18 protein-coding genes are annotated in these 23,050 nt (G+C 56.8%); 10 read left to right on the top strand and 8 right to left on the bottom strand.

The genetic code is table 11. From position 1 onward, the window contains the following. The first annotated feature begins 103 nt into the window (after window positions 1–103). Entirely contained in the window at window positions 104–1,441 is a 1,338-nt protein-coding gene (locus AC3Y2E_RS05980; protein WP_379208169.1) for an ABC transporter substrate-binding protein, read from the top strand. Window positions 1,442–1,807: 366 nt separating this feature from the next. Next, window positions 1,808–2,812, top strand: a complete 1,005-nt coding sequence (locus tag AC3Y2E_RS05975; RefSeq protein WP_379208167.1) for a LacI family DNA-binding transcriptional regulator — start codon at window positions 1,808–1,810, stop codon at window positions 2,810–2,812. A 175-nt stretch (window positions 2,813–2,987) separates the two neighbouring features. On the opposite strand, the gene AC3Y2E_RS05970 is transcribed toward AC3Y2E_RS05975, so the two are convergent. Then, window positions 2,988–5,276, bottom strand: coding sequence for a heavy metal translocating P-type ATPase (locus AC3Y2E_RS05970; RefSeq protein ID WP_379208165.1), 2,289 nt, complete (start codon window positions 5,274–5,276; stop codon window positions 2,988–2,990). A gap of 148 nt (window positions 5,277–5,424) precedes the next feature. Here AC3Y2E_RS05970 and AC3Y2E_RS05965 point away from each other — a divergent pair, with 148 nt between their 5' ends. Then, on the top strand, window positions 5,425–6,102 hold the full coding sequence (locus AC3Y2E_RS05965) for a uracil-DNA glycosylase (protein WP_379208162.1): 678 nt from the start codon (window positions 5,425–5,427) through the stop codon (window positions 6,100–6,102). A gap of 346 nt (window positions 6,103–6,448) precedes the next feature. Here AC3Y2E_RS05965 and msrB read toward each other — a convergent pair whose 3' ends face one another. Continuing rightward, window positions 6,449–7,420: a peptide-methionine (R)-S-oxide reductase MsrB gene (msrB, locus tag AC3Y2E_RS05960; RefSeq protein ID WP_379208160.1), complete on the bottom strand. Its 972-nt coding sequence runs from the start codon at window positions 7,418–7,420 to the stop codon at window positions 6,449–6,451. Between the two features lie 241 nt (window positions 7,421–7,661). Here msrB and AC3Y2E_RS05955 point away from each other — a divergent pair, with 241 nt between their 5' ends. From AC3Y2E_RS05955 to AC3Y2E_RS05935, 5 genes are all read left to right on the top strand, one after another. Continuing rightward, a complete protein-coding gene (locus AC3Y2E_RS05955; RefSeq protein ID WP_379208158.1) occupies window positions 7,662–8,759 on the top strand; it encodes an alpha/beta hydrolase family protein in 1,098 nt (365 codons plus the stop codon). A 90-nt stretch (window positions 8,760–8,849) separates the two neighbouring features. After that, on the top strand, window positions 8,850–9,308 hold the full coding sequence (locus AC3Y2E_RS05950) for an NUDIX domain-containing protein (protein ID WP_379208155.1): 459 nt from the start codon (window positions 8,850–8,852) through the stop codon (window positions 9,306–9,308). Between the two features lie 49 nt (window positions 9,309–9,357). Further along, a complete protein-coding gene (locus AC3Y2E_RS05945; protein ID WP_379208153.1) occupies window positions 9,358–9,873 on the top strand; it encodes a DNA topology modulation protein in 516 nt (171 codons plus the stop codon). 276 nt (window positions 9,874–10,149) lie between these two features. Further along, entirely contained in the window at window positions 10,150–10,734 is a 585-nt protein-coding gene (locus AC3Y2E_RS05940) for a phosphotransferase enzyme family protein (RefSeq protein ID WP_379208151.1), read from the top strand. 90 nt (window positions 10,735–10,824) lie between these two features. Next, window positions 10,825–10,998 carry a hypothetical protein gene (locus tag AC3Y2E_RS05935; protein ID WP_379208149.1) on the top strand — a complete coding sequence of 58 codons (174 nt, stop codon included), beginning with the start codon at window positions 10,825–10,827 and terminating at the stop codon, window positions 10,996–10,998. A 926-nt stretch (window positions 10,999–11,924) separates the two neighbouring features. On the opposite strand, the gene AC3Y2E_RS05930 is transcribed toward AC3Y2E_RS05935, so the two are convergent. From AC3Y2E_RS05930 to AC3Y2E_RS05910, 5 genes are all read right to left on the bottom strand, one after another. After that, a complete protein-coding gene (locus tag AC3Y2E_RS05930; protein WP_190930019.1) occupies window positions 11,925–13,001 on the bottom strand; it encodes a Gfo/Idh/MocA family protein in 1,077 nt (358 codons plus the stop codon). Between the two features lie 342 nt (window positions 13,002–13,343). Next, window positions 13,344–14,273 (bottom strand): AraC family transcriptional regulator, encoded by a 930-nt coding sequence (locus AC3Y2E_RS05925; RefSeq protein ID WP_379208146.1) that lies wholly within the window; start codon window positions 14,271–14,273, stop codon window positions 13,344–13,346. 85 nt (window positions 14,274–14,358) lie between these two features. Further along, window positions 14,359–14,820: an NUDIX hydrolase gene (locus AC3Y2E_RS05920; RefSeq protein WP_379208144.1), complete on the bottom strand. Its 462-nt coding sequence runs from the start codon at window positions 14,818–14,820 to the stop codon at window positions 14,359–14,361. Between the two features lie 28 nt (window positions 14,821–14,848). Continuing rightward, a complete protein-coding gene (locus AC3Y2E_RS05915) occupies window positions 14,849–15,589 on the bottom strand; it encodes an RNA polymerase sigma factor (RefSeq protein WP_379208141.1) in 741 nt (246 codons plus the stop codon). 84 nt (window positions 15,590–15,673) lie between these two features. Beyond that, window positions 15,674–17,047, bottom strand: coding sequence for an aldehyde dehydrogenase (locus AC3Y2E_RS05910; RefSeq protein WP_379208139.1), 1,374 nt, complete (start codon window positions 17,045–17,047; stop codon window positions 15,674–15,676). 92 nt (window positions 17,048–17,139) lie between these two features. On the opposite strand from AC3Y2E_RS05910, the gene AC3Y2E_RS05905 reads away from it, so the two are divergent. Together AC3Y2E_RS05905 and AC3Y2E_RS05900 are read left to right on the top strand one after the other, a co-directional pair. Continuing rightward, entirely contained in the window at window positions 17,140–18,159 is a 1,020-nt protein-coding gene (locus tag AC3Y2E_RS05905) for a LacI family DNA-binding transcriptional regulator (RefSeq protein WP_379208137.1), read from the top strand. A gap of 38 nt (window positions 18,160–18,197) precedes the next feature. Continuing rightward, window positions 18,198–18,410, top strand: a complete 213-nt coding sequence (locus AC3Y2E_RS05900) for a hypothetical protein (protein ID WP_379208135.1) — start codon at window positions 18,198–18,200, stop codon at window positions 18,408–18,410. A 25-nt stretch (window positions 18,411–18,435) separates the two neighbouring features. Here the strand turns inward: AC3Y2E_RS05900 and AC3Y2E_RS05895 are convergent, their stop codons facing one another. Continuing rightward, on the bottom strand, window positions 18,436–22,824 hold the full coding sequence (locus AC3Y2E_RS05895; RefSeq protein ID WP_379208133.1) for a DEAD/DEAH box helicase: 4,389 nt from the start codon (window positions 22,822–22,824) through the stop codon (window positions 18,436–18,438). Window positions 22,825–23,050 lie beyond the last annotated feature (226 nt).

The raw sequence follows: 23,050 nt of genomic DNA, 5'->3' as shown, positions 1-23,050 counted from the left end.
GAACGGGGTGGGCTTGCAAGCGGCGGATAGGAGGGGAATGTTTTGTAAACGCTTCCATTATTGGGTTGAGTACACCGATTCTATCTCAAGGGGGAGAACAAGCATGTCCATGACATCCCGAAAAATAACAGCGGTGCCGTTAGCGTTCGTATTGCTGCTGACCGCTTGCGGTAAATCCGGCGGAGGCGATTCCGTCCAGCAGCCGACAGAAACACAAACCGCGCCTGCGGAAATCATCTTTTACGGCGGCTCCACCCAGCCTCAAGATTTCTTCGACAGACAGTACGGAGAGCTGCTGTACAAAAAATTTCCGCAGCATACGATCAAATATATTCAAATGCCGGCCGGGACCATTCAGGAGGCTACGACCAAGCTGCTTACCGAAGGCCAGCGGTTCGACATTTTCTACAACAACATCGGCATTTTCGAAAACACCTTGTTCGCGACCGGGCTTCAATACGACATGACCGAGCTGATGAAAAAGCATAACGTCGATCTGAGCCGTCTGGAGCAGGAATCGATTCAAGCGATGAAGCAGTTCTCTGCGGGCAAAACGTACGGCGTTCCCGTAACCGATATGAAATTCGTCCTCTTTTATAACAAAGATATTTTCGATAAGTTCGGGGTCGCCTACCCGAAGGACGGGATGACCTGGGATGAGGCGATCGCGCTTGGCAAAAAGCTGTCGAGAACGGAAGACGGCGTCCAATATGTCGGTCTCAGTACGTCTCCGAGCCAATTCATCTCCCAAAACCAGCTGTCGATTCCGCTAGTCAACCATCAGACGGACCAGCCGACGATTTATTCGAATGCCGGCTGGCGCAAGCTGTTCGACGCCTTGTTCGTGCAGCCGATGCAGGATGCCGGCGTCCGCAGCAAGCTCGAATCGACGAAGACGATCCCGAACAACGACGCATTTGTCAATAAGCAGGATTTGGCGATGTATGCCTACAATATCGCGATATATATCAGCCCGAGCCTGATCCCGGCCATGCAGAAGTTCAATTGGGACATGGTGACGATGCCCGTTTTCCCTGAAGCCCCGGGCGCCGGTTCGCAAACGACCCCCTTCTACTTCGGACTGACGAACATGGCCAAAGAAAAAGACGCGGCGATGGAAGTACTGAAGTTTATGATTTCGGACGAATACCAGAGCTGGGTATCCCGGCGGGGCTTCATCCCGACTCTGATGACGGACGAAACGAAAAAAGAGTACGGGAAGGAAACTGTATTTCCCGATAAAAACTACGCCGCTCTGTTCCAATACAAAAACGCGCCGATTCCGCCTTCGGCTGACTATACGTTCTCCGTCAACAATGTGTACGCCGGGACCGCCTTGCCGATCGCGACCGGAGTGAAGGATATGAACACGGCGTTCCGCGAAGCCGAGGAGCTGGCGAACAAACAGATCGAGGAGTTCAAACGGAACCGCGGCAAGTAATCTTTGCTGCGGATGTGGTGCAGAGGTGCTGGGCAGCGCAGCGGCTTCTGCCGGTCACATCCCTGCGCAACGCGCCGGCTTTCGGCCCGCAGGCCGCCTGATGGAGCACTTTCCTGCGCATATGCAGCTTTTGTTTGGCCCACAGGGCCTGAATTTGTTACGATCCAAGCTGGGAGGCCCAGCTTCACTGAAAACGTAAGATTTCCTTTTCACATCAACAACCCCCGCTTCCCTCCGGCCATACAGGCCGTGGCGGCGGGGGTTGTCTTCTTGACCCGACTGTACGCAGCTTGACTTTACCCGCCGCCCTATATATCGTTAATTTGAAAACGATCTACAACAGACGGCTCACAAGGAGAATAACGCATGGTTACGAGAGACGAAGTGGCTCAGCGCGCAGGCGTATCCGTCGCCGTCGTGTCCTATGTCATCAACAACAAACCGGTCGTGAAAGAAGCAACGCGTCAAAAGGTGCTTCAGGCGATCCGCGAGCTCGGATACAGTCCGAATTTGACGGCGCGCAGTTTAAAGACGAGACGAACGAACCAGATCGGCGTGCTGTTTAATCATATCGGCAACCCTTTCGAAACGGGGATTGCGCTTGGACTGGAGCATCGGGCCAGACAAGACGGCCAGTCCCTCATCTTCCAAACGTACGATCCGCTCGAGGAAGACCATCTGAAAACGCTATTCTCCGGGCGCGCCGATGCGATCATTTTGCTAGGTCAGCCCTTAAAAGCGGATACGATCAGCCATTTCGCCAAAGTCGGCGTCCCCCTCTTCTCGGTGATGACCCCCGATCAGCCGAACGGTCCCGTCCCTTGCGCGGACATCGACTGGTACGAAGCCTACCGGGCTATGATCGGGCACCTGGTTCGTTTCGGTCATACCCGGATCGGATTTATAGGAGCGCTGAACAAAGCGTCGTACCTGGACGTCCGTTTCCGGCATTTTCGCCGGGCCTTGCACGCGCAAGGAATCGATTTCCGCGACGAGTGGCTGATGCACAGCTCCTCCGGGTCGCTGGAGATGGCTTACAAGATGATGTCCGAGCGTTTGTCGGGCGGTACGGACTTGCCGTTCACCGCCATCGTATGCGCGAACGATCTGATGGCGATCGGCATCCTGTCCGCCTGCCGCGATTACGGTGTGTCCGTCCCCGGACAGCTGTCCATCGCCTCCAGCGAAAATATTCTTATGTCCGGCCATACATCGCCGCCGCTCACCACGATTCATTATCCGCGGCCGGAGATCGGCGTCGCGACGATCGAGGAAGTGATGAACCATCTGAATGCAGGGGCTCCGCTGTCCGGCCGCATCTTGAAGCACGAATTATTCGAACGGGCCTCGACCGGACACGCTCCCGGATAAGCGAGCAGCGTCTCCGGCACGGTCCTCTGCATGTTCATGCATCATCTATCCATACAACGCCGCCCCCCGCTCCATCTCATGACGTCTTAGAATGGTGAGGGCGGGACATCTCTCTGCCTACATTTGCAAAGGGCCGTATATATTGGGCTGAGGGCGGCGCGGCCAGCTTGTTCCTTTACACTGACGCCCGGTGAAGCCGGAGCGAGTTGCATACGACGGATATCGAACTGAGCGTCATCGCCGTTCCCGCCATCCAAGGCTCGAGGATGCCCGCCGCCGCAAAGGGAATGGAGAGCATGTTATAGACGAGCGCGAAAAGCAAATTTTGACGGATGTTGGCGATCGTTTTGCTTCCGATCCGGACCGCCGTCGCGACCCCCGTCAGATCGCGACGCAGCAGCGTCACGTCCGCCGCTTCGATCGCGATGTCGGTTCCCGAGCTGACGGCGATGCCGATGTCGGCGGCGGCAAGCGCGGCGGCATCGTTCATCCCGTCTCCGACCATCGCCACCCGGCGCCCTTTCTGCTGCAGTCTGCGCACGATCGCCACCTTCTCTTCGGGCAGCACATTCGCGTACACTTCGCGTATGCCGATCTCCCCCGCTATCGCTTTCGCCGTCCGCTCGTTGTCTCCCGTCATCATCATCACGTCCAGGCCGAGCCGGCCAAGACGCTTCACCGCTTCCTTCGACGAAACCGGAATCGCGTCCTGCAGGGCAAGAAAACCGATGTACCGGCCGGCTGCGGCGACAAACAGCACGGTCATTCTTTTCGCTTCCAGCTTGCCGATCCGCTTCGGGTCTTCCTTCATCGGCACTCCGTGCTGCTGCAAAAGCTGCCGGGTTCCGACGACGACCTCGCTTTCGCCTACGAGCGCGAGTATGCCGTATCCGGGAATCGCCTCGAACCGGGACGGCTGAGGCACCGTCAAGCCTTGCCGGACCGCCTCGGAGACGATCGCCTGCGCGAGCGGGTGTTCGGAATTCCATTCGGCCGCCGCTGTTATACGCAGCAGCTCCTCCGGACGAATCCCGGGGGCTGCCGCCGTCTCCATCAGCTTCGGCTTACCTTCGGTGATCGTGCCGGTTTTGTCGAGAACGACCGTATCGATCAAATGCATCTGTTCCAGATGCCGGCCTTCCTTAAACCAAACGCCGCGGGCAGCCGCCCTTCCCGTACCGGCCAGAATCGATGTCGGCGTCGCTAGACCGATGGCGCACGGGCAAGCGATGACCAGCACGGAGATGGCGCGAATAAGCGGAGCGGCGGGATCTCCGGGGGCGGCGAAGTACCAGTAGGCAAAAGTGACCGCGGCCAGCCCGACGATAACCGGCACGAAAACCGAGGCAATCCGGTCCGCTACCCGTTGAATCGACGGCTTGGAGCTTTGCGCTTCTTCGAGCAGCTTGATCATTTTAGCGACGGTCGATTGGCTTCCAGCCGCCTTCGTATGGACCCGCAGCGCCCCTGTCTTATTGATCGAACCCGCCAGCACGCGGTCGCCTTCGCGCTTGTCGGCCGGATCGGTTTCGCCCGTCACCGTGGATTCGTCCACGGCCGAGCTCCCTGCGACGACTCTCCCGTCCACTGGCACCCGTTCCCCGGGACGGATCAGAACGATGTCGCCCGCGCTCACCTGCTCCAGCGGCACCTCGCGGGTTCCGCCCCCGGTCCACAGCGTGACGGTTTTCGCCTGCAGCTCATGCAGCCTGCGGATCGCCGATAACGTCCGTTTCTTGGCGAGCGCCTCCAGCCATTTGCCGAGATGAACGATCGTTATGATCATGGCGCTCGTTTCGTAATACAGCATCGTATGTCCGTCATGATGCCCGTGAGCGGCGGCTCCGGTCGTCGTCAAATAATGGCTGTAAAAAAAAGCGGCGGAGGTGCCGAGCACGACCAGCACGTCCATGTTCGCCGACCGTCCGCGAAGCGCGCGGTATGCGCCGAAATAAAACTGTCTGCCGAACCAGAACTGCACCGGAGCCGCCATCGCAAACTGGAACCACGGGTCCATAAAAAGCTCCGGCACCCAAACGGAAGAAGTGAACGACCAATGCGTAAACATCGTCCACAACAGTGGCAGCGTGAGCAGCGCCGACCACAAAAAACGGTTGCGCAGCCGCCTCCGTTCCTCGTCCCCGCTTAGCTCCCCTCCCTCGCTTCCTTCGCCGGCCAGCTCCTGCATCCCGTACCCGAGCTGCCGCACCTTCTCCCCGATTTGCGGGACGCCGATCTTTTCCTTGTCGAACGCCACGGCCATCCGTTCCATCGCCAGATTGACAGTCACCCCGTCGACGCCTTCCATCCTGCCCAAAGCTTTCTCGATCCGCGCGGCACAGGCGGCACAGGTCATCCCGGTCACCCGGAACGTGGACCGCTCCACATACGGACTGTTGAGGCTCATCGTATCCACTCCGATCTTGACAAGCGTTACATCCCATATATATGATCCGGTCCGCATTTCATGCTGGCTCGTTCGGGCCGTTTTCGCGGCGTATGCGCTTTGATTTTGTATACTGGAAGATGGAAAGTTCTTCTTAGATCACATGAAACCGACGGCCAATCTATGATAAACTAATAGAAACCAACCTACGATCAGGAGAGAGATTATGGCTGTCCAACTACAGAACGACTGGGCTCCGCTGCTCGAAGCGGAATTCGCCCTGCCCTATTATTCCGAGCTTCGGCACTTTCTCGCCGAGGAGTACCGCAGTGGCACCGTTTACCCGGATATGTACGATATTTTCTCTGCGCTGCATCTGACCGGTTATGAGGATACGAAGATCGTCATCCTCGGTCAGGACCCGTATCACGGTCCCGGGCAAGCCCATGGCTTGAGCTTTTCGGTCAAACCCGGCGTACCCGCCCCTCCGTCGCTTCAAAACATTTATAAGGAATTGCAGGACGATCTCGGCTGCAAGATCCCGAACAACGGCCATCTGGTCAAATGGGCGGAGCAAGGGGTGCTGCTGCTCAACACGGTGCTCACCGTCCGGGCCCACAACGCGAATTCGCACCGGGGCAAAGGCTGGGAAGCTTTTACCGACCGGATCATCGCTTTGCTTAATGAACGCGAGAAGCCTGTCGTCTTCATCTTGTGGGGCAGTCCCGCCCAGCAGAAAATGCAGCATATCGATACGTCGCGCCATTTTATTATCCGTTCTCCGCATCCGAGTCCGTTGTCGGCCTACCGTGGCTTTTTCGGCAGCAAGCCGTTTTCGAAAGCAAACCAGTTTTTGCGCGAACGCGGGATGGACGAGATCGATTGGCAAATTCCTGATTTGTGAGCGAGGCTAATCTTCCGGTTTCTTGATGGTGTTAAGACGCTAGGTGCCAGCGTCTCTGATTCGGCGCTCTGTACCTGCTGTCATGCGATAAGAGCGGTTTGCGGCTTCTATTTCGCGCTTTGCCTTCTGGCAGTCCAAGGATAAGAGCGGTTTGCGCCCCTTATTTCTGCAGATTCGGAGGAAATCCTCTGATATGGGCGATTTAGCAGCTGCTAACCGCTCTTATTTTCGCAACAAGCCTCGTTTCCGAACAAATAAGGAGTGCAAATCGCTCTTATGGCTCCAGCCGAAAGAAAAAAGCCGGACCTCTGAGGCCCGACTTCATCCATATCTGTATCTGTGAGTTTTACGCCTGTCCGAACAAGGAAAGAAACCGGCCGTAGCCTTCTTCCTCCATTTTGTGCTTCGGAATGAAGCGCAGCGCTGCGGAGTTGATGCAGTACCGCAGGCCGGTCGGCTTCGGCCCATCATGGAACACATGGCCGAGATGCGAATCGGCCTCTTTGCTGCGGACCTCGGTCCGGATCATATTATGACTGACATCGACATGGTCGGTCACCTGCTCATCGAGAATCGGCTTCGTGAACGATGGCCAGCCGCAGCCCGAATCGAACTTGTCGAGCGAGCTGAATAGCGGTTCTCCCGATACGATGTCGACATAGATGCCTTCTTCCTTGTGATCCCAAAATTCGTTGCGGAACGGCGGCTCGGTTCCGCTGTTTTGGGTAACCTCGTATTGCATCGGGGTCAGACGTGTCTGCAGCTCGCTGTCGCGATTGCCATCCTTCCAGCGCTCCTTCAGAAACTTCGCGCGGCCCGAACCGGTATAATAAGCCTGATAGCGGAGCGGATTCGTCTTGTAGTAGCCCTGATGGTAAGCTTCAGCCGAGTAAAAAGGCGCGGCCGGCAAAATCGGCGTAACGATCGGTTTGTCGAACCGTCCGCTCTCTTCCAGACTGCGCTTCGACTGCTCGGCCAACCTCTTCTGCTCGTCGTTATGGACGAAAATGGCCGTCGTATACGAATGGCCGCGGTCGGCAAACTGCCCGCCGGCGTCCGTCGGATCGATTTGCCGCCAGAACAGGTCAAGCAGCTGCTCATACGAAAACACCTCGGGATCAAACGTGATCTGCACCGCTTCGACATGGCCGGTTCGGTCCGAGCATACTTGCTCATAGGTCGGATTCTCTACATGGCCGCCCGTATAACCGGATACGACCTGGATGATGCCCGGCTGTTTGTCGAACGGCTTCACCATACACCAGAAACAGCCTCCGGCGAAAGTTGCCAGCTGATAAGAGTTTACATCGGCGCTCATTGCTGATCACTCCTTTGTACAAACGACGATTTCCGTCGTGTGATGGGTTGTGTGCACATTTCTAACAGCATTATACCATTGTTCGTCCCCTTGCCGCGAGGCGGCGACGATTGCTCCTGCGCGTTCCCGGCCATCGTACCATGATCCGATAGTCCGGGTATAGCCGACTTTTCCGTTTCCCCTTTGCCTTATGTATGCTATTCTTGATCATAACATTAGTACTGGCATTGGAGGAGCCCGCATGATCATCGGACGATGTATCCACCTATTCCGCGACGAATCGAGGTGGGACGCCGGAGCGCCCGATAAGTCCACGAAGGTTAGAACGATCCCGGTCACCCTTTTTTACCCGGCGCACTCCGACGGTTTGCCTGGCGATTCCGTTCGTCCTTCCAGCTACGCCGATCTGTTCGCCCCCTCTTCCGAAAAAGCTTTGGAGCTGCTCGCTTTAATGGGGGTCGACCCGGACTATATGAAACGGATGGAGACCGGAATATGCGAAAACGCCGAAGTGTCGGAAGCCGGCAGCCCTTTTCCGGTCGTTTTATTCAGCCCGGCATTCGGCGTCGTCAAAGATATGTATACATATTTCGCAAAGGAGCTTGTGAACCGCGGTTATGTTGTCGTGACGCTTGGCTCCCCTTACGAATCGATTTTCTCGGTTATGCCCGGCGGCAGCTTGGTGCGGCAATCGGAGCTCGTTTCCCAGATACGCAATAACGATAAGGAGTTGTGGGAAGCGCTTCTGGAGCAACGGGTACGCGATCTGCTTTTCGTGCTGGATCGGCTTGAGGATTGGAATGACTCGAATGGGACGGCTCCTATAAACATGCGCTTCGACTTAACGTCCGTCGCCGTGGCCGGCCATTCGCTAGGCGGAGCCGGAGCATACGAAGCGTTGAGCCGGGATTCCCGCTTGCGCACAGGCATCCTGCTTGATCCCAGCTTTCACCTGATCCGAGAGGAGTATCACGGACGGGCCAACGTTCCCCTGCTCATCATGAGGGAGCAAAACACGACTGCCGATTCGCTCAAAGGCCAGATGTCGGATGAGGTGGCTCTCCCTCTCGTCGAGGGCGTCAGACAGCTTACCGACTCGTATTCCGGGTTTCTTTCGATGGTCAAAATCATCGGAGCCGACCATATGACCTTTAGCGATGTACCCCTCCATTATCAAAATGAAGATGTTGAGGCGAAGCACGTGACGATAAACCGGCTCGCCGGCTCCTTTCTGGACCAGTTTCTAAAACACCGGGGCAGCAGCTACTCCGATCTGCTCAGTCTGGAGCCCGCAGAACCATTCAAGTCAACCAACCGTCAAGGCGAGTCGTCTCCTTAATAAGCAGACTTATCCGCCACACGGCACGAATAGGCCGGACCGATTCGTCTTCTCATTTCAGCCAACGAACCAGAAAACGGAGGATCTCCGATGAAACCGATTCGCAATTCCGCAAAGGCGGTCCTGATCCGTGACGGACATATTTTGCTAACCAAAAACAAAGACGACGAAGGGTACTTTTATTTGTTTCCGGGCGGCGGTCAGGAGCCGAAGGAGGAGCTGAAAGACGCCGTCGTCCGCGAATGTCTGGAGGAGATCGGCCGGCGGGTGCAAGTAGGCGAGCTGCTTCATGTGAGGGAATATATCGGACAAAACCATCAATTCGCCGAATGGGACGCCGATGTGCATCAGGTCGAGTTTTACTTCAGCTGCGAGCTGATTGGCGAAGAAACCGGCGGCTTCTCCGGTTCCAACCCCGATTCCGCTCAAGTGGGCGCCGAATGGGTCGAGATTGCAAAGCTGGATGAAATCAGGCTGTATCCGGATACGATATCGAAGCTGCTGCAAGCCGGGAAGAATGGTCCATGTTACTTGGGAGATACCAACTGACGCACAACGAACACTTTTCACGCAGGCAGACCAGGAAAGGAGCCGGACATTGAAACGAGTCATCGTAATCGGATGCGCCGGGTCGGGCAAGTCTACCTTCTCCAGACAGGTCGGTGAACGTACAGGCTTGCCGGTCGTCCATCTGGATGCATATTACTGGAAGCCGGGCTGGATCGCCACAGAAGCGGAATCGTTTGACCGGGAACTGCAGCGGATGATGCAGACGGACAGCTGGATCATGGACGGCAACTACTCGCGGACATTGGATACGCGGCTGGACCGGGCGGATACGGTTTTCCTGTTCGACTTCCCTCGTTATTTATGCTTGTACCGCGTCATCAAGCGAAGAGTGCAGTACCACGGGCGATCCCGAGCCGATATGGGAGAAGGATGCCAAGAGAAACTCGACCTCGCTTTCCTGCGCTGGGTCTGGAATTTCCGCAAGCGGAACAGACCGAAGCTGCTTGCCAAGCTGGACGAAGTTCGCGCCAGTCACCAGGTGGTCAGCTTCAGAACCCCGAAAGAAGTTCGCAAGTATTTGGCGGCGTTACGGGAGGCGGAGTAGTGTAGTCTGTCCGTACGATGACAATCCGGCTGGTCGGAAGAGCAGCCGGTGACGGGGCGACTGACTGTAGGGTGACAGCCACCATGTCCCTGTATCCGCGCGATATCTCGGACAGGGGCTCGTCTTCCCTCGTCTCCATTTATACGTCTTCGAATTATGTAAAGGAGGTGCTGCCGTGCAACGATTCAAGCGTTGCTTGCTTTTGCTGCTGATGCCGGAAGAGAAAAGCGGTTCCCCGATCTGTTCGTAATCCGAATAGAAGGAGGAAACGTTCGCTTGCATCAACAAATTCGCATGTTATTTAACGATACCTTGCTCCATCAGTGTGCCGTCCGGTTCGGATTTGATCCGAACGACTTGACCAACCTGCACGGGTTCCAAAACTTTGTGTACGCCTCCAGCCGCGGCGGCAAGCCTTATATCATGCGAGTCATACACAGCTCCCACCGGAGCGCCGGACAAGTTCAGGCCGAGCTGGACTGGCTTCGCTATTTAACCGAACACGGCGTTAATGCGGCTGTACCGGTCCGTACTCCGGACGGCGAGCTAATCGTCACTGTCGGCTCGGGAGATTGCTGCTTCATCGCGTCGGCGTTTGCTCGTGCGCCGGGCAGCAAGCCGGATCACCGTTCGTATACGGAAGACGGCGAGCTGATCCGGAAACTGGGCCAGCTGACCGGCAAAATCCATGCCTTGTCCCGATCCTATACGGTACCTACTTCGGTACGCGGCTCTTGGCAGAACAACCAGTATGTAACCCAGCTGCACGAATATGTGCCGGAATCCTATGCGTCTATTTTGCCGCCGGTGGAACGGTTTGTGTCCTTGCTGAGCGGACTGCCGCGATGTCCCGATAGTTAGTATGATTTGCCGTATCTGGACATCCGATTCTGCTAAACGGACGATTTCGTTATACAATAGGAATATCTACTAATAAAGGAGATGTGGACTATGACCAAAAAAGTGTCGCTCGCCGATGCAGTCAAACAAAAGCTGGCGGAGAAAAAAGCGGCGTCAGCAAACGTCAACAATTCGCATAAACCTAATGCCGGCCAGCAGCCGCATATGAAAAGTCAAACGCATAAAAAGACGAGTACTTTGAAGAGACGGACAGGCGGCGGCTGAACGGAGCGGCGGCAAGGCCCAGAAGCAAGCAGCCTCATAGGGTAACAGGCAACCGGCGTGCGATAAACCATCGTGTGCCGGTTGCTCTGTGCACGAAACAACAAAGCCTGCGAGATAGCAGGCTTTGTTTCGTAATATCGGCGGAATCATCAAATCCAACGCGATAGCCACTATTTCTCAGTCTAATCGGCCATGGCTCGTCCGTGGCGCCAACAACCTGCTTCGTGGCAACTTTTAGTCCGGAAACAGGTCCCGAACGATCAAAAGGCTGCTCGCTCGCATCTTTCCCTACAGTTAGTCTCGCTTGAAACTCGCTTGAACTCATCGGCTGCTCGAACCTTTCCCGTCGGCTCCAAGTCCACTTCGGAAGAAAAACCGTCCGTAAAGCACCCGGACGGTTGTTTGACGTGCAAACCCATACGTTGTACGTTGGAAGGGAAACGGTACCTTCGCTCCATCTGCTTCGCCCTTAGTCGTGTTGTCTTGTTTAGACTTGACGGTAACAACACAACTTCAAATGCGGCTCGAGTGTGATTTAGGCGTGGACACTGGGTGTGATTTTGACTAGCTTCATTGTCTTCATGTGGTGGTATGGCTAACGAACCCAGCATTCGTTATCAGAGCCGAATCCGGACGTTTCAATTTGTAACGAACTCTAGTATTGTTATTCCCGCATTTCGGATCGTTATTTTCCGCTTTCGGGTTCGATAACGATCCCCGGGTTCGTTACGTCCGGAATAGCGTCGTTTTTCAGCCATAAGCACGATACGATTCGTTAGTCGTTAGTCGTCTAACCTGAATATACTTTCTTTAGCCAAGTAAGGAAATCCCTTCCCTTTAGCACGTAAAGAACATAAACGTTCCGGCAGATTTCAAAAAGCCCCAGATCCGCTTCATCAAGCGGTCTGGGGCCCTTCTATCTCGATTTAGCCGTTCGCATAAACATGCGGATTTTGACGGCGGCATTCTGCCATAACAGCCATCTGCTGGCGAACTTGCTCCGGCGTAATTTCGAGCTCTGCACCGGTCGTCAGCGAATTGTGAAGCATCGAATACAGCGACGCCGTGTTGTTGTCGAACATCGACAGACCTTCAACCGCCGCATACTGCCACGAATCCTCGTACCAAGTCAGCGTCTCGCTGCAATAAGCAGGATCGCCATTGGCATTAAACAGCGGACCGCGGGTCAGTTCTTGATGAGGCGCTTCTTCCGACTTGAAATATTTCCATTGCAGCTTCTGGGTATTGCCCGTCAAGCCGCCGTTCGTTCCTTGGATCGTAAATTGCGGTCTCGGATATGTCGAGCAGGACGAGATCTCCAGATCGATCGTCGGACGACCTTGTCCGCGCATAATGATTTTCACATAATCTTCGGCGTCGCCGAACGTGTTCGCCCGGTCCATGATGCAAGTAATCTGAGGCATGATGTCCGTTCCGAACAGCTGCAACGCCTGGTCTACCGGATGCGGGCCCGTGTTGAGCAGGTTGCCGCCGTTATTTTCTTGCAGCGTCTGCCAGTCCCAGCGGCGGGCAAATCCGTTATTCGTAAAGTCAACTTGTACGATGCGGCCGAGCACGCCGGAATCGATAATTTCGCGCATTTTCAGAAATGCCGGCATGTAGCGGGACTGCTGAAATACAGCCAATACTTTGCCGGATGCTTTCGAAGCGGCAATCAGGTTGTCCACTTCTTCAGGCGTTTTGGCAAGCGGCTTCTCGCAAAGCACGTTGAATCCTTTTTGGAGCAGGTCGAGCGAGATCGGATAGTGCAAATCGCTTGGGGAAGCGTTTACGACGAGATCCAAGTCTTCGTTCGCAACCATTTCCTCGTAGCTAGCATACGCTTTGCAGCCATATTCCTTCTCCGCGCGGATGCGGCGGTCTTCCATTCCGTCAGCTACTGCAGTAATCTTAAACTTGTCAGACATCCGGATCAGCTGGTTGCCGTGAATGTTGCGACCGCTACGACCTTGTCCGATAATACCCACCTTTAAAATACTCATGGCTTGAGTTCGACTCCTTTTAAGTTGACAAAATTGGTAAGGAAAGCTCATTCGCCCCTTCAAACCGGCAAAGCACAATTCCTTATCGAAAAACAACACCGCTACACGTACTATAACGCGTAACGGCTGGCATCTCTTGCACTATTTTATTATTACGATTGATTTATTTTTAGAGGATATTCAAAAAGTCCGCTTTTGATCACGAAGCCTACTCGACATCAAATATGGAATTCAGCCGGAACTTCCGGTGCTCACAAAAGCTTCCACTGCGCTCCGCTCCTCATCTCCTAGCTTCATCCCATCTTCTCGGTGCTGAAAACCGGACTTTTAAACTCGCATTTTTTAGTTATTCATCACCGATTTTTTGTATTCGGTCGGAGTGAGGCCGGTCCGTTTCTTGAACGTACGGATGAAATGGCTCAGATGCCGGAAGCCGACTTGGAAGCAGATCTGCGTCATCGTATGCACACCGAGCCGGATTAGCTCCTTGGCCCGCTCGATCCGTACCTCGTGAAGATATTCGACGAATGTCTGCCCGGTCGCCTTCTTAAACAGATGGCTGAAGTAGGCCGGCGTCATATTGGCGATATAAGCGCCCTGTTCGAGCGGAATATCCTGTCCGTAATTTTCATGAATATGGCGGACCACATCCTGGAACTGCTGATATTGCGGCTTCTGGCAGGCGGCTTGATGACGCTGGCGCTCGGTTTTGCGGAATTCGCGGTCGATCAGGATCAGCAGCTTGACTACGTTGATCTGAACGGAAAACTCGTAGCCTTCCTCCCGCTCCTCAATCTCCTCCTGAATATCCTGAAGCAGCTGTTCGACCAGCAGTTGCTTGTCCTGGGAGATGTGCAGCCACGGCTGCAGCCATTCCGAAGAAGATCCCGACTTCTCGAACTGGGTGACATGATGGAAGACGGAACGTGAAAAAGGTCTCAGATGGTCACCGAGAAACGCCGGCATAAAGTCCAGCAGGACAAATTCCAATTCTTTACCGTCTATCGTATTAATGCTATGCGCTTTCAAAGGCGGAATAATAAACAGATCGCCTTTTCCGACGGTAAGCGTTTTATCGAGAAAGTGATGGTTGCCCACGCCTCTGACGACGTACGCAATCTGAATGTAATCGTGCATATGAAGCGACTGCTGGAATTTGAGTCCTTTGTGTCTGATAAACTTGAATTGGAAATCGTCCGTCAATTGATCTTTAAAATGCAACAGATGGGCGTTCATGACGATCCTCCCGTAAAACGGCCATAATCGCTGCAATCCCGCAGCTCCTACTTCTTAGTCTATTACAAAACGGACATTCTAACAACCAAACGGGAACAAGGGACAAGTCCATAAATAGTCTCTAATAAACGGTGCCGCCAAGCTCGGGGGGTCCGGCGCTCTCCAGCATTTCCCGCACTTTGCGAAGAAGGACGGGATAAATAGCCGGATATGTGAGCCGCTCGGGAATTCGCTCCAGCAGCGCAACTTCCGCCATCTCGTAGGGTGGCAGCGGTCCCGGCGCCGAAGCTTCCGCGTAGTAGAGCATCCCGAAGCTCTCCGGCTTGCCCGCGAACGTAACGGAATACGCGGCTACCGTAAACAGCCGGCAGCTCACAACGCCCGTCTCTTCGTACAATTCCCTGCGGGCCGCTTGTTCCGGCGTCTCTCCCGGTTCGATCCGGCCTCCGGCGAACTCCCACGTATCCCGCCGGGCGTGGCGCGACAACAGCCACTTGCCGTTGTGCCTGGGGATTATGACGACATAGTCGCACTTTGTCCCGATAACCGGCGAATCCGCCTCGTACAGCCTCACTTCCGCCATATGACTCCTCCTCTCCCCCGCGCTTCCATCAGGAACTTACAATCCGCCTACTGCCGTCAGAGGGGCCGAACGTCAAAAACAGCTTCCCTGCCGTCGTCTTGACGTGGGGTACGCGGTTCCCCTTGCCCGACAGCTCGACGTATGCCGAATAAATCGCTAGCGGGTCCCGGTTGCGGAACGCCTCGACAAGCGATTCGAAGCCGCGCCCTCCCGCAATCGGAACTTCTCCGCAGCGTCTCTTCGCCGCGGGTCCTCGCTCTCCGCAGCGGTCGCAAGAAAGCGATTTCAGCTTGGAGCGGGCGCGGCTGATCGTAATCTGGACTGAGCCTTCCGTTGCGGTCAGGAGGTATGCCGTCTCTTTGGCGGTAAAATCAAATACGTCCATCAGCAGCAAAATGACCAGATATTTGGGCGACAGCCGATCCGCCAGCACCTCCAGCAGCTCCCTGGTGTCGAACTCGGTCTCCGGGATGGCGAACCGGTCGTGCTCCTCGTCCAGCGGCTCGGAAACAAGCCGCTTTTTCCGCAGCTGATCGATCCACAAATTCGCGGCGATCCGGTACAGAAACGATTTGGACAGCGCACGGCCCGGATTCGCCTCGAGCGAACGGATCACCCGGATCGTCGCTTCCTGCAGCAAATCTTCGGCGTCCCAGCGGCAGCGCGTTATTTTCAGACAATACCTCATCAGTTCCGGCCTAAGCTGATCGAACCGCTCCATCGAAGCAGACGGTCCGAAGCCGGAACGCTCAAGTCGTTTCGTATCCAAGATGTATCCGCCTCCATAACGGGTCGATAACCAATATATCCCATTATAGCGTACATACGTTCTCATTTCCAGACTGATTTTTAATTATTTCATCCATTTGCGCATCATCCGGTAACCGGTCTTCGATGACGGATAACGGAACGGCAGGTCGAACGCGGTCGTCTGCTTCAGCACGCTCTTATAATGCGAGAAGGCGCGGAAGCCGTATTCCCCGTGGTAGCTCCCCGTCCCGCTCTCCCCGACGCCGCCGAACGGCAAATACGGGCTGGATAAATGCATCAGCGTATCGTTGATGCAGCCGCCGCCGAACGAGATTCGCGAGAGCACGTTGTTCTGGACCGCTTCTTCCCCGGTAAACAAATAAAGCGCAAGCGGCTTCGGCTTGCCGAGCACGAAACGGATCGCTTCATCCAGTTCCCCGTATTCGAAAACCGGAAGAATCGGGCCGAATATTTCATCCTGCATCGACTCGGCATCCAGAGGAACGTCTTCCATCACAGTCGGCGCAATCTTATACAGCAGCGTATCGGTTTCCCCGCCAAAGGCGACGGTTCCTTGCTGCAAATAACGGCTTAGCCGCTGGAAATGATGCTCGTTTACAATTTTCGGATAGTTGACGTTCCGGACCGGATCTTTGCCGTAAAACTGCTCGACCGTCTGGCGCAGCCGGTCAATCAGCTCCGCCTTCACCTCCCGGTGGACCCATACATAATCGGGAGCGACGCACGTCTGGCCGGCGTTCGTAAATTTGCCGAAAGCGATCCGGCGGGCAGCCAGCAACAGATCGGCATCGCGATGCACGATACAGGGGCTTTTGCCGCCAAGCTCCAGCGTTACGGGGATCAGCCTTTTGGCCGCCTCCTGGGCGACGATCGACCCGACGCGCGTGCTGCCGGTAAAAAACATACAGTCGAACGGCTGCCGGAGCAGCCGGCCGGTAACCTCGGCGTCCCCTTCAACGACCGCGACATACCTCGGATCGAACGTATTCCGCACGATATCGGCGATCAGCGACGATACCGCGGGCGTAAGCTCCGACGGCTTCAGCACCGCCGTATTGCCTGCGGCTATCGCCGCGATCAGCGGGGCGAACGTCAGTTGAACCGGGTAGTTCCACGGCGATATGATAAGCGCCGTTCCGTAAGGCTCCGGGACGATGCTGCTTTTGCTGCCGAGCAGCAGCCACGGCGTCTTGGCTTTCTTCGGCTTGGCCCAGGCCGCCGCGCGCTTCATTACGAACGTGATCTCCGCAAGCAGGAAGCCGATTTCCGAACCGTACGCCTCCGCCTTCGGTTTGTTCAAATCGTGTTTGAGCGCTTCGAATATGCGGTCCTCGGACCCTCGAATCGCCTCTCTCAGCTTCTGCAGCATATCGAGACGGAAACGGATATCTTTCGTAATGCCGCTGTCAAAATACGACTTCTGGCGGCTCACAAGCTCCTCTATGGTGATTTCCATCGCGCTTCTTCCTTTCAAGAGATGATTGAAGCCTTGCCGCAGCTTCTATAATTCACTACAATAATAGAGACTATAAATCGAAGGACGGTCGTATGGTAACGATTTACGATATCGCCAAGCAAGCGAACGTTTCCGCAATGACGGTTTCCCGGGTCATCAACAACTCCGGAAGAATCAGCGCCAAGACACGGGAAAAGGTCAAACGAATCATGCAGGAGATGAACTACGTCCCGAATTCAACGGCGCGCAGTCTGGTGAAGCAGGAGACGAAGATGCTGTCGCTCCTGATTACCGATATCACGAACCCGTTCTTCACGACGCTTGCGCGCGGCGCGGAGGACGCCGCTCTGAAGCTCGGGTACAAGCTCTTGTTCGGCAACAGCGACGAAAACCTGTCCAAGGAAAGAGAGTATGTGGACATGGTGCTCTCTACGCGGGTGGACGGTCTGCTGTTCGCTCCGTCGTCGGATGCGTCGGCGGAACATCTCGCGATGCTGAGGCTGCACCAGATCCCTTTCGTGCTGATCGACCGCGAAGTGCCCGGCGTGGAAGCCGATATGGTGCTAGGCGACAACCGTGACGGAGCGCTCCGGCTGACCGAGCATCTGATCTCGCTCGGTCACGAGCGGATCGCATTCGTCAACGGCAGTTCTACGGTGTCTACGGCCCGGGAACGCAGCTCCGGCTACCGGGAAGCGCTGCTGAAGCATGGCATCCGCTACGATCCGGAACTGGTGATGGAATGCAGGTTCAACCATTTTGACGATTCCGACCTGCTGGACCGTATCCTGGCGCTGTCTGAGCCGCCAACCGCCATATTCGCCGCCAACAACGTGCTGGCGGTCAGCGTCATCGCCTGTCTGCGGGACAAAGGAATCGGCGTTCCGGAACAGATGTCCGTCGCCTGCTTCGAAGACGTCGGCCTCGCCTCCAGACTCGACCCGTTTCTTACCGTTGCGGTTCAGCCTGCCTACGAGTTCGGTTACCGCGGCATTCAGCTGCTCGTGGACCGGATTAACCGTAAAGACGGTGAAGAGCGGCAGGTCGTCCGGTTCCCTTCGGAGATGATCGTCCGCAAGTCGACCGGCAAGCCGCGTCCGCCGTCGTCTTGACCCCATTTTTGCACTTAACCCTGAAAGGATGTTTCTTCATGAGCGTTGTCAACATTTCCGGCTTGTCGCCGGCCTTTTTTATCACGGTTGCCGTCTTTCTGATGTTTATCCTATCCATGCTCTCGCTAGGCATACTCCGCATGTTCCAACTGAGGAAACGTTCGGGAATCGTATTTTTCGTACTGGGAGTCATCGGGATCGCCGCATTCAGCTACATATTGGCGTCCGGCATGGTGCCGGCCACAAAGTGAGCCCGCTTTTGATCCGCGCAAGCGCCTAACCGTTTCTAAGGCTGCTCGGCCAGAGGACGAAGGCGCTCCGGTCCGTCTCCGCCCCGATCTTCCTGAACGTTTCGGCCGCCTCCGCTTGCGGGGCGGCCGTTCCGTCCCAGCTGTCCACGACGATTTTCCGTAGACCCGATTGTTTCAGCATCACCCGCACCGTCTCCAGCAGAAGTCCGCTGTCGACTCCGCCCGCTTCGCCCGTTTCTCCCCGAACCATGGTTATGAACCGTTTCCCGTTATTCTCGATCCACAGCACCCATCTGCCGCCCTGAAACACCAAATAATTGCCGGGTTTGCGCGCATAGCCGGCGGCCGGTTCCTCCGGCCACTTGAGCAGCGCCCCGTACGGGTTCGCCGGATCGATAGACGACAGGACGAGCGTCTCCCCGGCACGGCGGCCGGAGGCTTGCCTTAACCGGTCGATCGTATCCGTGGTCGACACTTGCATATACGGAATCCCTTCGATCCAAAACCCTTTGGCCAGCATCCCCCAGTCTTCCAGCTTGCGGATCGTATCCTGCAAACGGTCGGTCTCTCCCGGCAGATGCCGGGCCAGGATGTCGCGCGTGATTACTCCGTAGCTTTGCAGCAGATGATGAATCCAGGCGACGACCGTTTTCTCCGCCTCCCCCGCCTCCGGGACCCGCTCCTCCTCCGCGATCGCATACCAGCGCCCCAGTCCGGACTGGAACCCTTTGCGGGCCGAAGCGCGTGAACCCGAGCTTGATCCGTGCATCCGGATCGGAGCGAACTGGTCGTTCGAGATGCGGCCTTCCCAGGCGAGGCTCAGCAGCTTCTCCATAAGCTGGGAGGGGGCAAGACCCGTATCCCGGCTCAGTGCGGTGAGGAAGCTCGCCCCCTTGCCGCGGAGCAGCTCCAGCAGCTCCGGTTCGGCGGACGGTCCCGGGCGGCTGGCCAGAGCCGCATACAGCTCCTTGGACTCGGTCAGGAAAAAAGCCACCTTGCCTTCCTTGTCCCCTTCCTCTTTCCGGCCAAACCAGACGGCTTCCCCGGAAGCGCACAACAAATCAAGCATCTCTTTTTTGTAGTCGGGCACGCGCGAAGGGAAGACGAATGACTCCCAGTGGGACACCGGCAAAAACACGCCCTGCAGCTTGCCGATCACTTCGCGAAGTCCCGCGCCTCCGGATTGCCGGCTGCCCGGCGTGACGAACTGCAAGTCGAGCAGCAGCCGGCAGTAGCGATCCTGCCCGACCGGCTCGGTCCTTTGCCGCATCTGCCCGATCGTAAACCGCAGCAGCCGGGACGCGGCGCTGCGGCTCGTGTACAGCTTCTCGTCCTCGGAGCCGGCAAAGGGCGACCGTTCGATCGTGCCGTCCTCTTCCCAGCGGCCGATCCAGCTTGCGGCTTCCGCAAGCCCGATCGCGTACCGGTCCCGAAGCTGCTCCGCCGTAAAGGCGATCTGCCGCTCCGCATAACGGCGGAGCACGAAGGACGCCGACTCGGGATCTTCCGGAAACGACCGGTACGTATCCGCTTCGTCTGAGCTAATCCACCGCCGCTCTCCGCCGATCTTCACATCGCGGATCGCTCCCCGGCGCTTCAGCTCGGCCAGCGCCTCCTCGGCGGGATTGTCGTCGCCCAGTCTGCTGCGAATCTCGCTCAGCGACAAATCCCCCTGCCTTTTCAGCAGACGCTGCAGCCGGTCTGCCGAAGGGATGTTTCCGGAACCGCCGTCGTCGATCCACGCCTGGGCCTCCTCCGCATCCATCAGCGACTGGAACGCGGACGGCTCGAAAAATTGACCGGCCAGCTCCTTGCTCACCGACAGCAGCCGGTATTGGATATCTTTGGAGACCGCATCGGATTCGTACATCAGCACATTCACGAAATCCCACGTAAACTGGGCCGCGAACGGCGACGGGTAGCCGGACCGCTTCACTTCCACCTCCAGCGCGCCGCCGCGGATGCTGCGGAACAGCTCCCTCACTCTCTCCGGCTCCAGCGTTTCCTGCAGGCAGACGCGCATCGTCTCCTGTACGAGCGGAAACCGCGCCGCATACGGCAGTGACTCCTCCAGCAGCCGCTCGCTGCGCAGCCGCTGCTGCCAGAGCGGAATCCGGCTGAAGCCGCGGGCGAGCAGCAGCGACGTCTGCGCCATATGCCGGAACGTGACGCCGAATAGCGGCGAAGAGGGAATCGATTCGCCGAGCAGTTCCTCCAGATTATCCTCACCCACGCTCATCCATACTCTCTCGAAAGCGGGGTCCCAATCCTGGAACATAAACTCAATCCCGTTATCCCGCACGGTCGAGCTGATTTTCGTCGTAACGCGGGTTTCCATCCATCTTTGGAGCGCCAGCATCCAGGTGCGGTTCGTCTGACGGCCGAATACGGTGTGGATGACCAGATGATGCCGCTTCAGCTCGTCCTCGTAATGCTCCACGACGATCTTCCGGTCGCTCGGTACCGCGCAGGCCGACCGCTGTGCGTCCACATAGTGGACAAGCGTTTCCGCGGCATGCCGGTCCAGCCGGTATTCCGCCGTCAGCCATGAAGCCGTCGCGGAGCCCGCTTCCCTGCCCGCCCGCTCATCCAGCTCGCCAAGCAGCGCGCCTACCTTGCGGGACAGCTCGAAGGAGCGGCCCAGCCCGTCTCCACGCCAAAACGGAATCTCGCTGAACGCATTGCCCGTCACTTCCGACGCATAGATCCGGTCTCCCTTGATCGATGCGATCCGGTACGAAGCCGTCCCGAGCTGAAATACGTCTCCGACCCGGCTCTCGTGTATGTATTCCTCGTCCAGCTCGCCGATATGGACGCGCGAATCGGCATGATATACCGGATAAGCCGAGCTTTGCGGGATCGTCCCCGCACCGGTCAGCACCGCCGAGCTCGTCTGCCGCAGCGGACGAAGCGTTCCGCTCTCCCGGTCCCATTCGATTAACGGCCGGCAGTGCGGATAATAGCCGGCCAGCATCCGCAGCGCCTCCGTCATCCGCTCGCGGGAGACGTTCCGAAAGCTGTCGCTCCGGGCCACGACGGCCAGCAGCTCATCCAGCTGCCACTCCTGAGCGGCGACCATCGCCGCAGCCTGCTGGCAGAACACGTCGATCGTCCCTTCGGGGATACGGATCGCCTCGATCCGCCTGGCTGTGATTTCTCTCGCCAATACAGCGCACTCCGCAAGCTGGCCGCGATTGCGGGCGAGGATAACGCCCCGGCTGACGTCGCCTACGGAATGGCCCGCTCGGCCGATCCGCTGAATGCCGGAAGCGGCCGACAGCGGCGAGTCGATCTGAATGACGAGATCGACATGCCCGACATCGATGCCCAGCTCCAGCGAGGATGTCGCGACCAGGCAGCGCAGCTCGCCGGACTTCAGCGCCCGCTCCGTCTCCAGCCGCTTCTCCCGCGATACGCTGCCGTGATGGGATCTGGCCATCTCCAAGCCCGCCATATCGTTCAGATGAAGCGTCACCCTTTCGCACAGCCTGCGGTTGTTCACGAAAATAAGCACAGACCGGCTGTCTTGCATCAGTTCCAGCAGCCGGCCGGCGATCACGGTCCAAATGTCCGACCGGCGGCCCGGCATCGACTGCACTTCGGTCATCGTCACCGAAACGTCGAACGTCTTGGCCATCGCGCTCTGGACGATCGTCACCGGACGATTCCCGGGTAAAGCTCCGTCCGGGGTAGTGTCCGGACCGTTCCCGCTCCAACCGCCCAAATACTGAGCTACCCGCTCCATCGGGTTAAGCGTAGCGGATACCCCGATCCGCTGAACCGGCCGGCCGCACAAATGCTCCAGCCTCTCCAGCGTAACGGACAGATGCATCCCGCGCTTGTCTTCGGCCAGATCGTGAATTTCGTCGACGATGATCTGCTCGACCGTTCGCAGCGTTTGTCTGGCCCGTTCCGAGGCAAGCAGAATATACAGCGACTCCGGCGTCGTGACCAGTACATCGGGCGGGTTGCGGAGCATCGACGCCCTTGTGCTCTGGGTCGTATCACCGGTCCGGACACCGGTCCGGATCGGGGTCCAGGGCTCTCCCGTCTTCTCTTCATGCCGTCTGCCATACAGCTCCAGCTCGCGGATAAAGCCGAGCAGATGATCGTAGATATCGTTATTCAGCGCCTTCAGCGGGGTTACATACAGCAGCCGAACGCCGGCTTCCCGTTGTTCCGGTCCATGCCGCCTTCGGACGATCCGGTTCAGGCACGGAAGCAGACCTGCCAGCGTTTTGCCCGAGCCGGTAGGCGCAGCCAGCAGAACGTGCCGGCCCGACGTGATCGGGTCCCATACACTTCGCTGAATATCGGTGGCATGACCGAATTTGTCCCGGAACCATTCCGCAAGCACGGGATGACAATCCCGCCCGGGCACACCGTCCCAATCGTGCTCTTGCTTGTCTCCCATACCGGCACTCGCCTTTCGTCGAATAGGTCGAATATATGTTCCGAGTATACCATGAAAAAACTGAAAATCGAAAAAGAACGTATTTTCCGGCTGTCGCCTAATTTTTAGTAGATATAACGGGCGAACGCATAGTATGATAGGACTTAATGAATAGTTAAAGAGGTTGTTCAAAAAGCCCGCTTTTGATCACGAACTCCTCATTTCCTAGCTTCATCCCATCTTATTG

This window comes from Paenibacillus sp. MAH-35, assembly GCF_058135425.1.
Note: the sequence above shows the minus strand (reverse complement) of the source record. Positions and strands in the feature narration are given on the sequence as shown.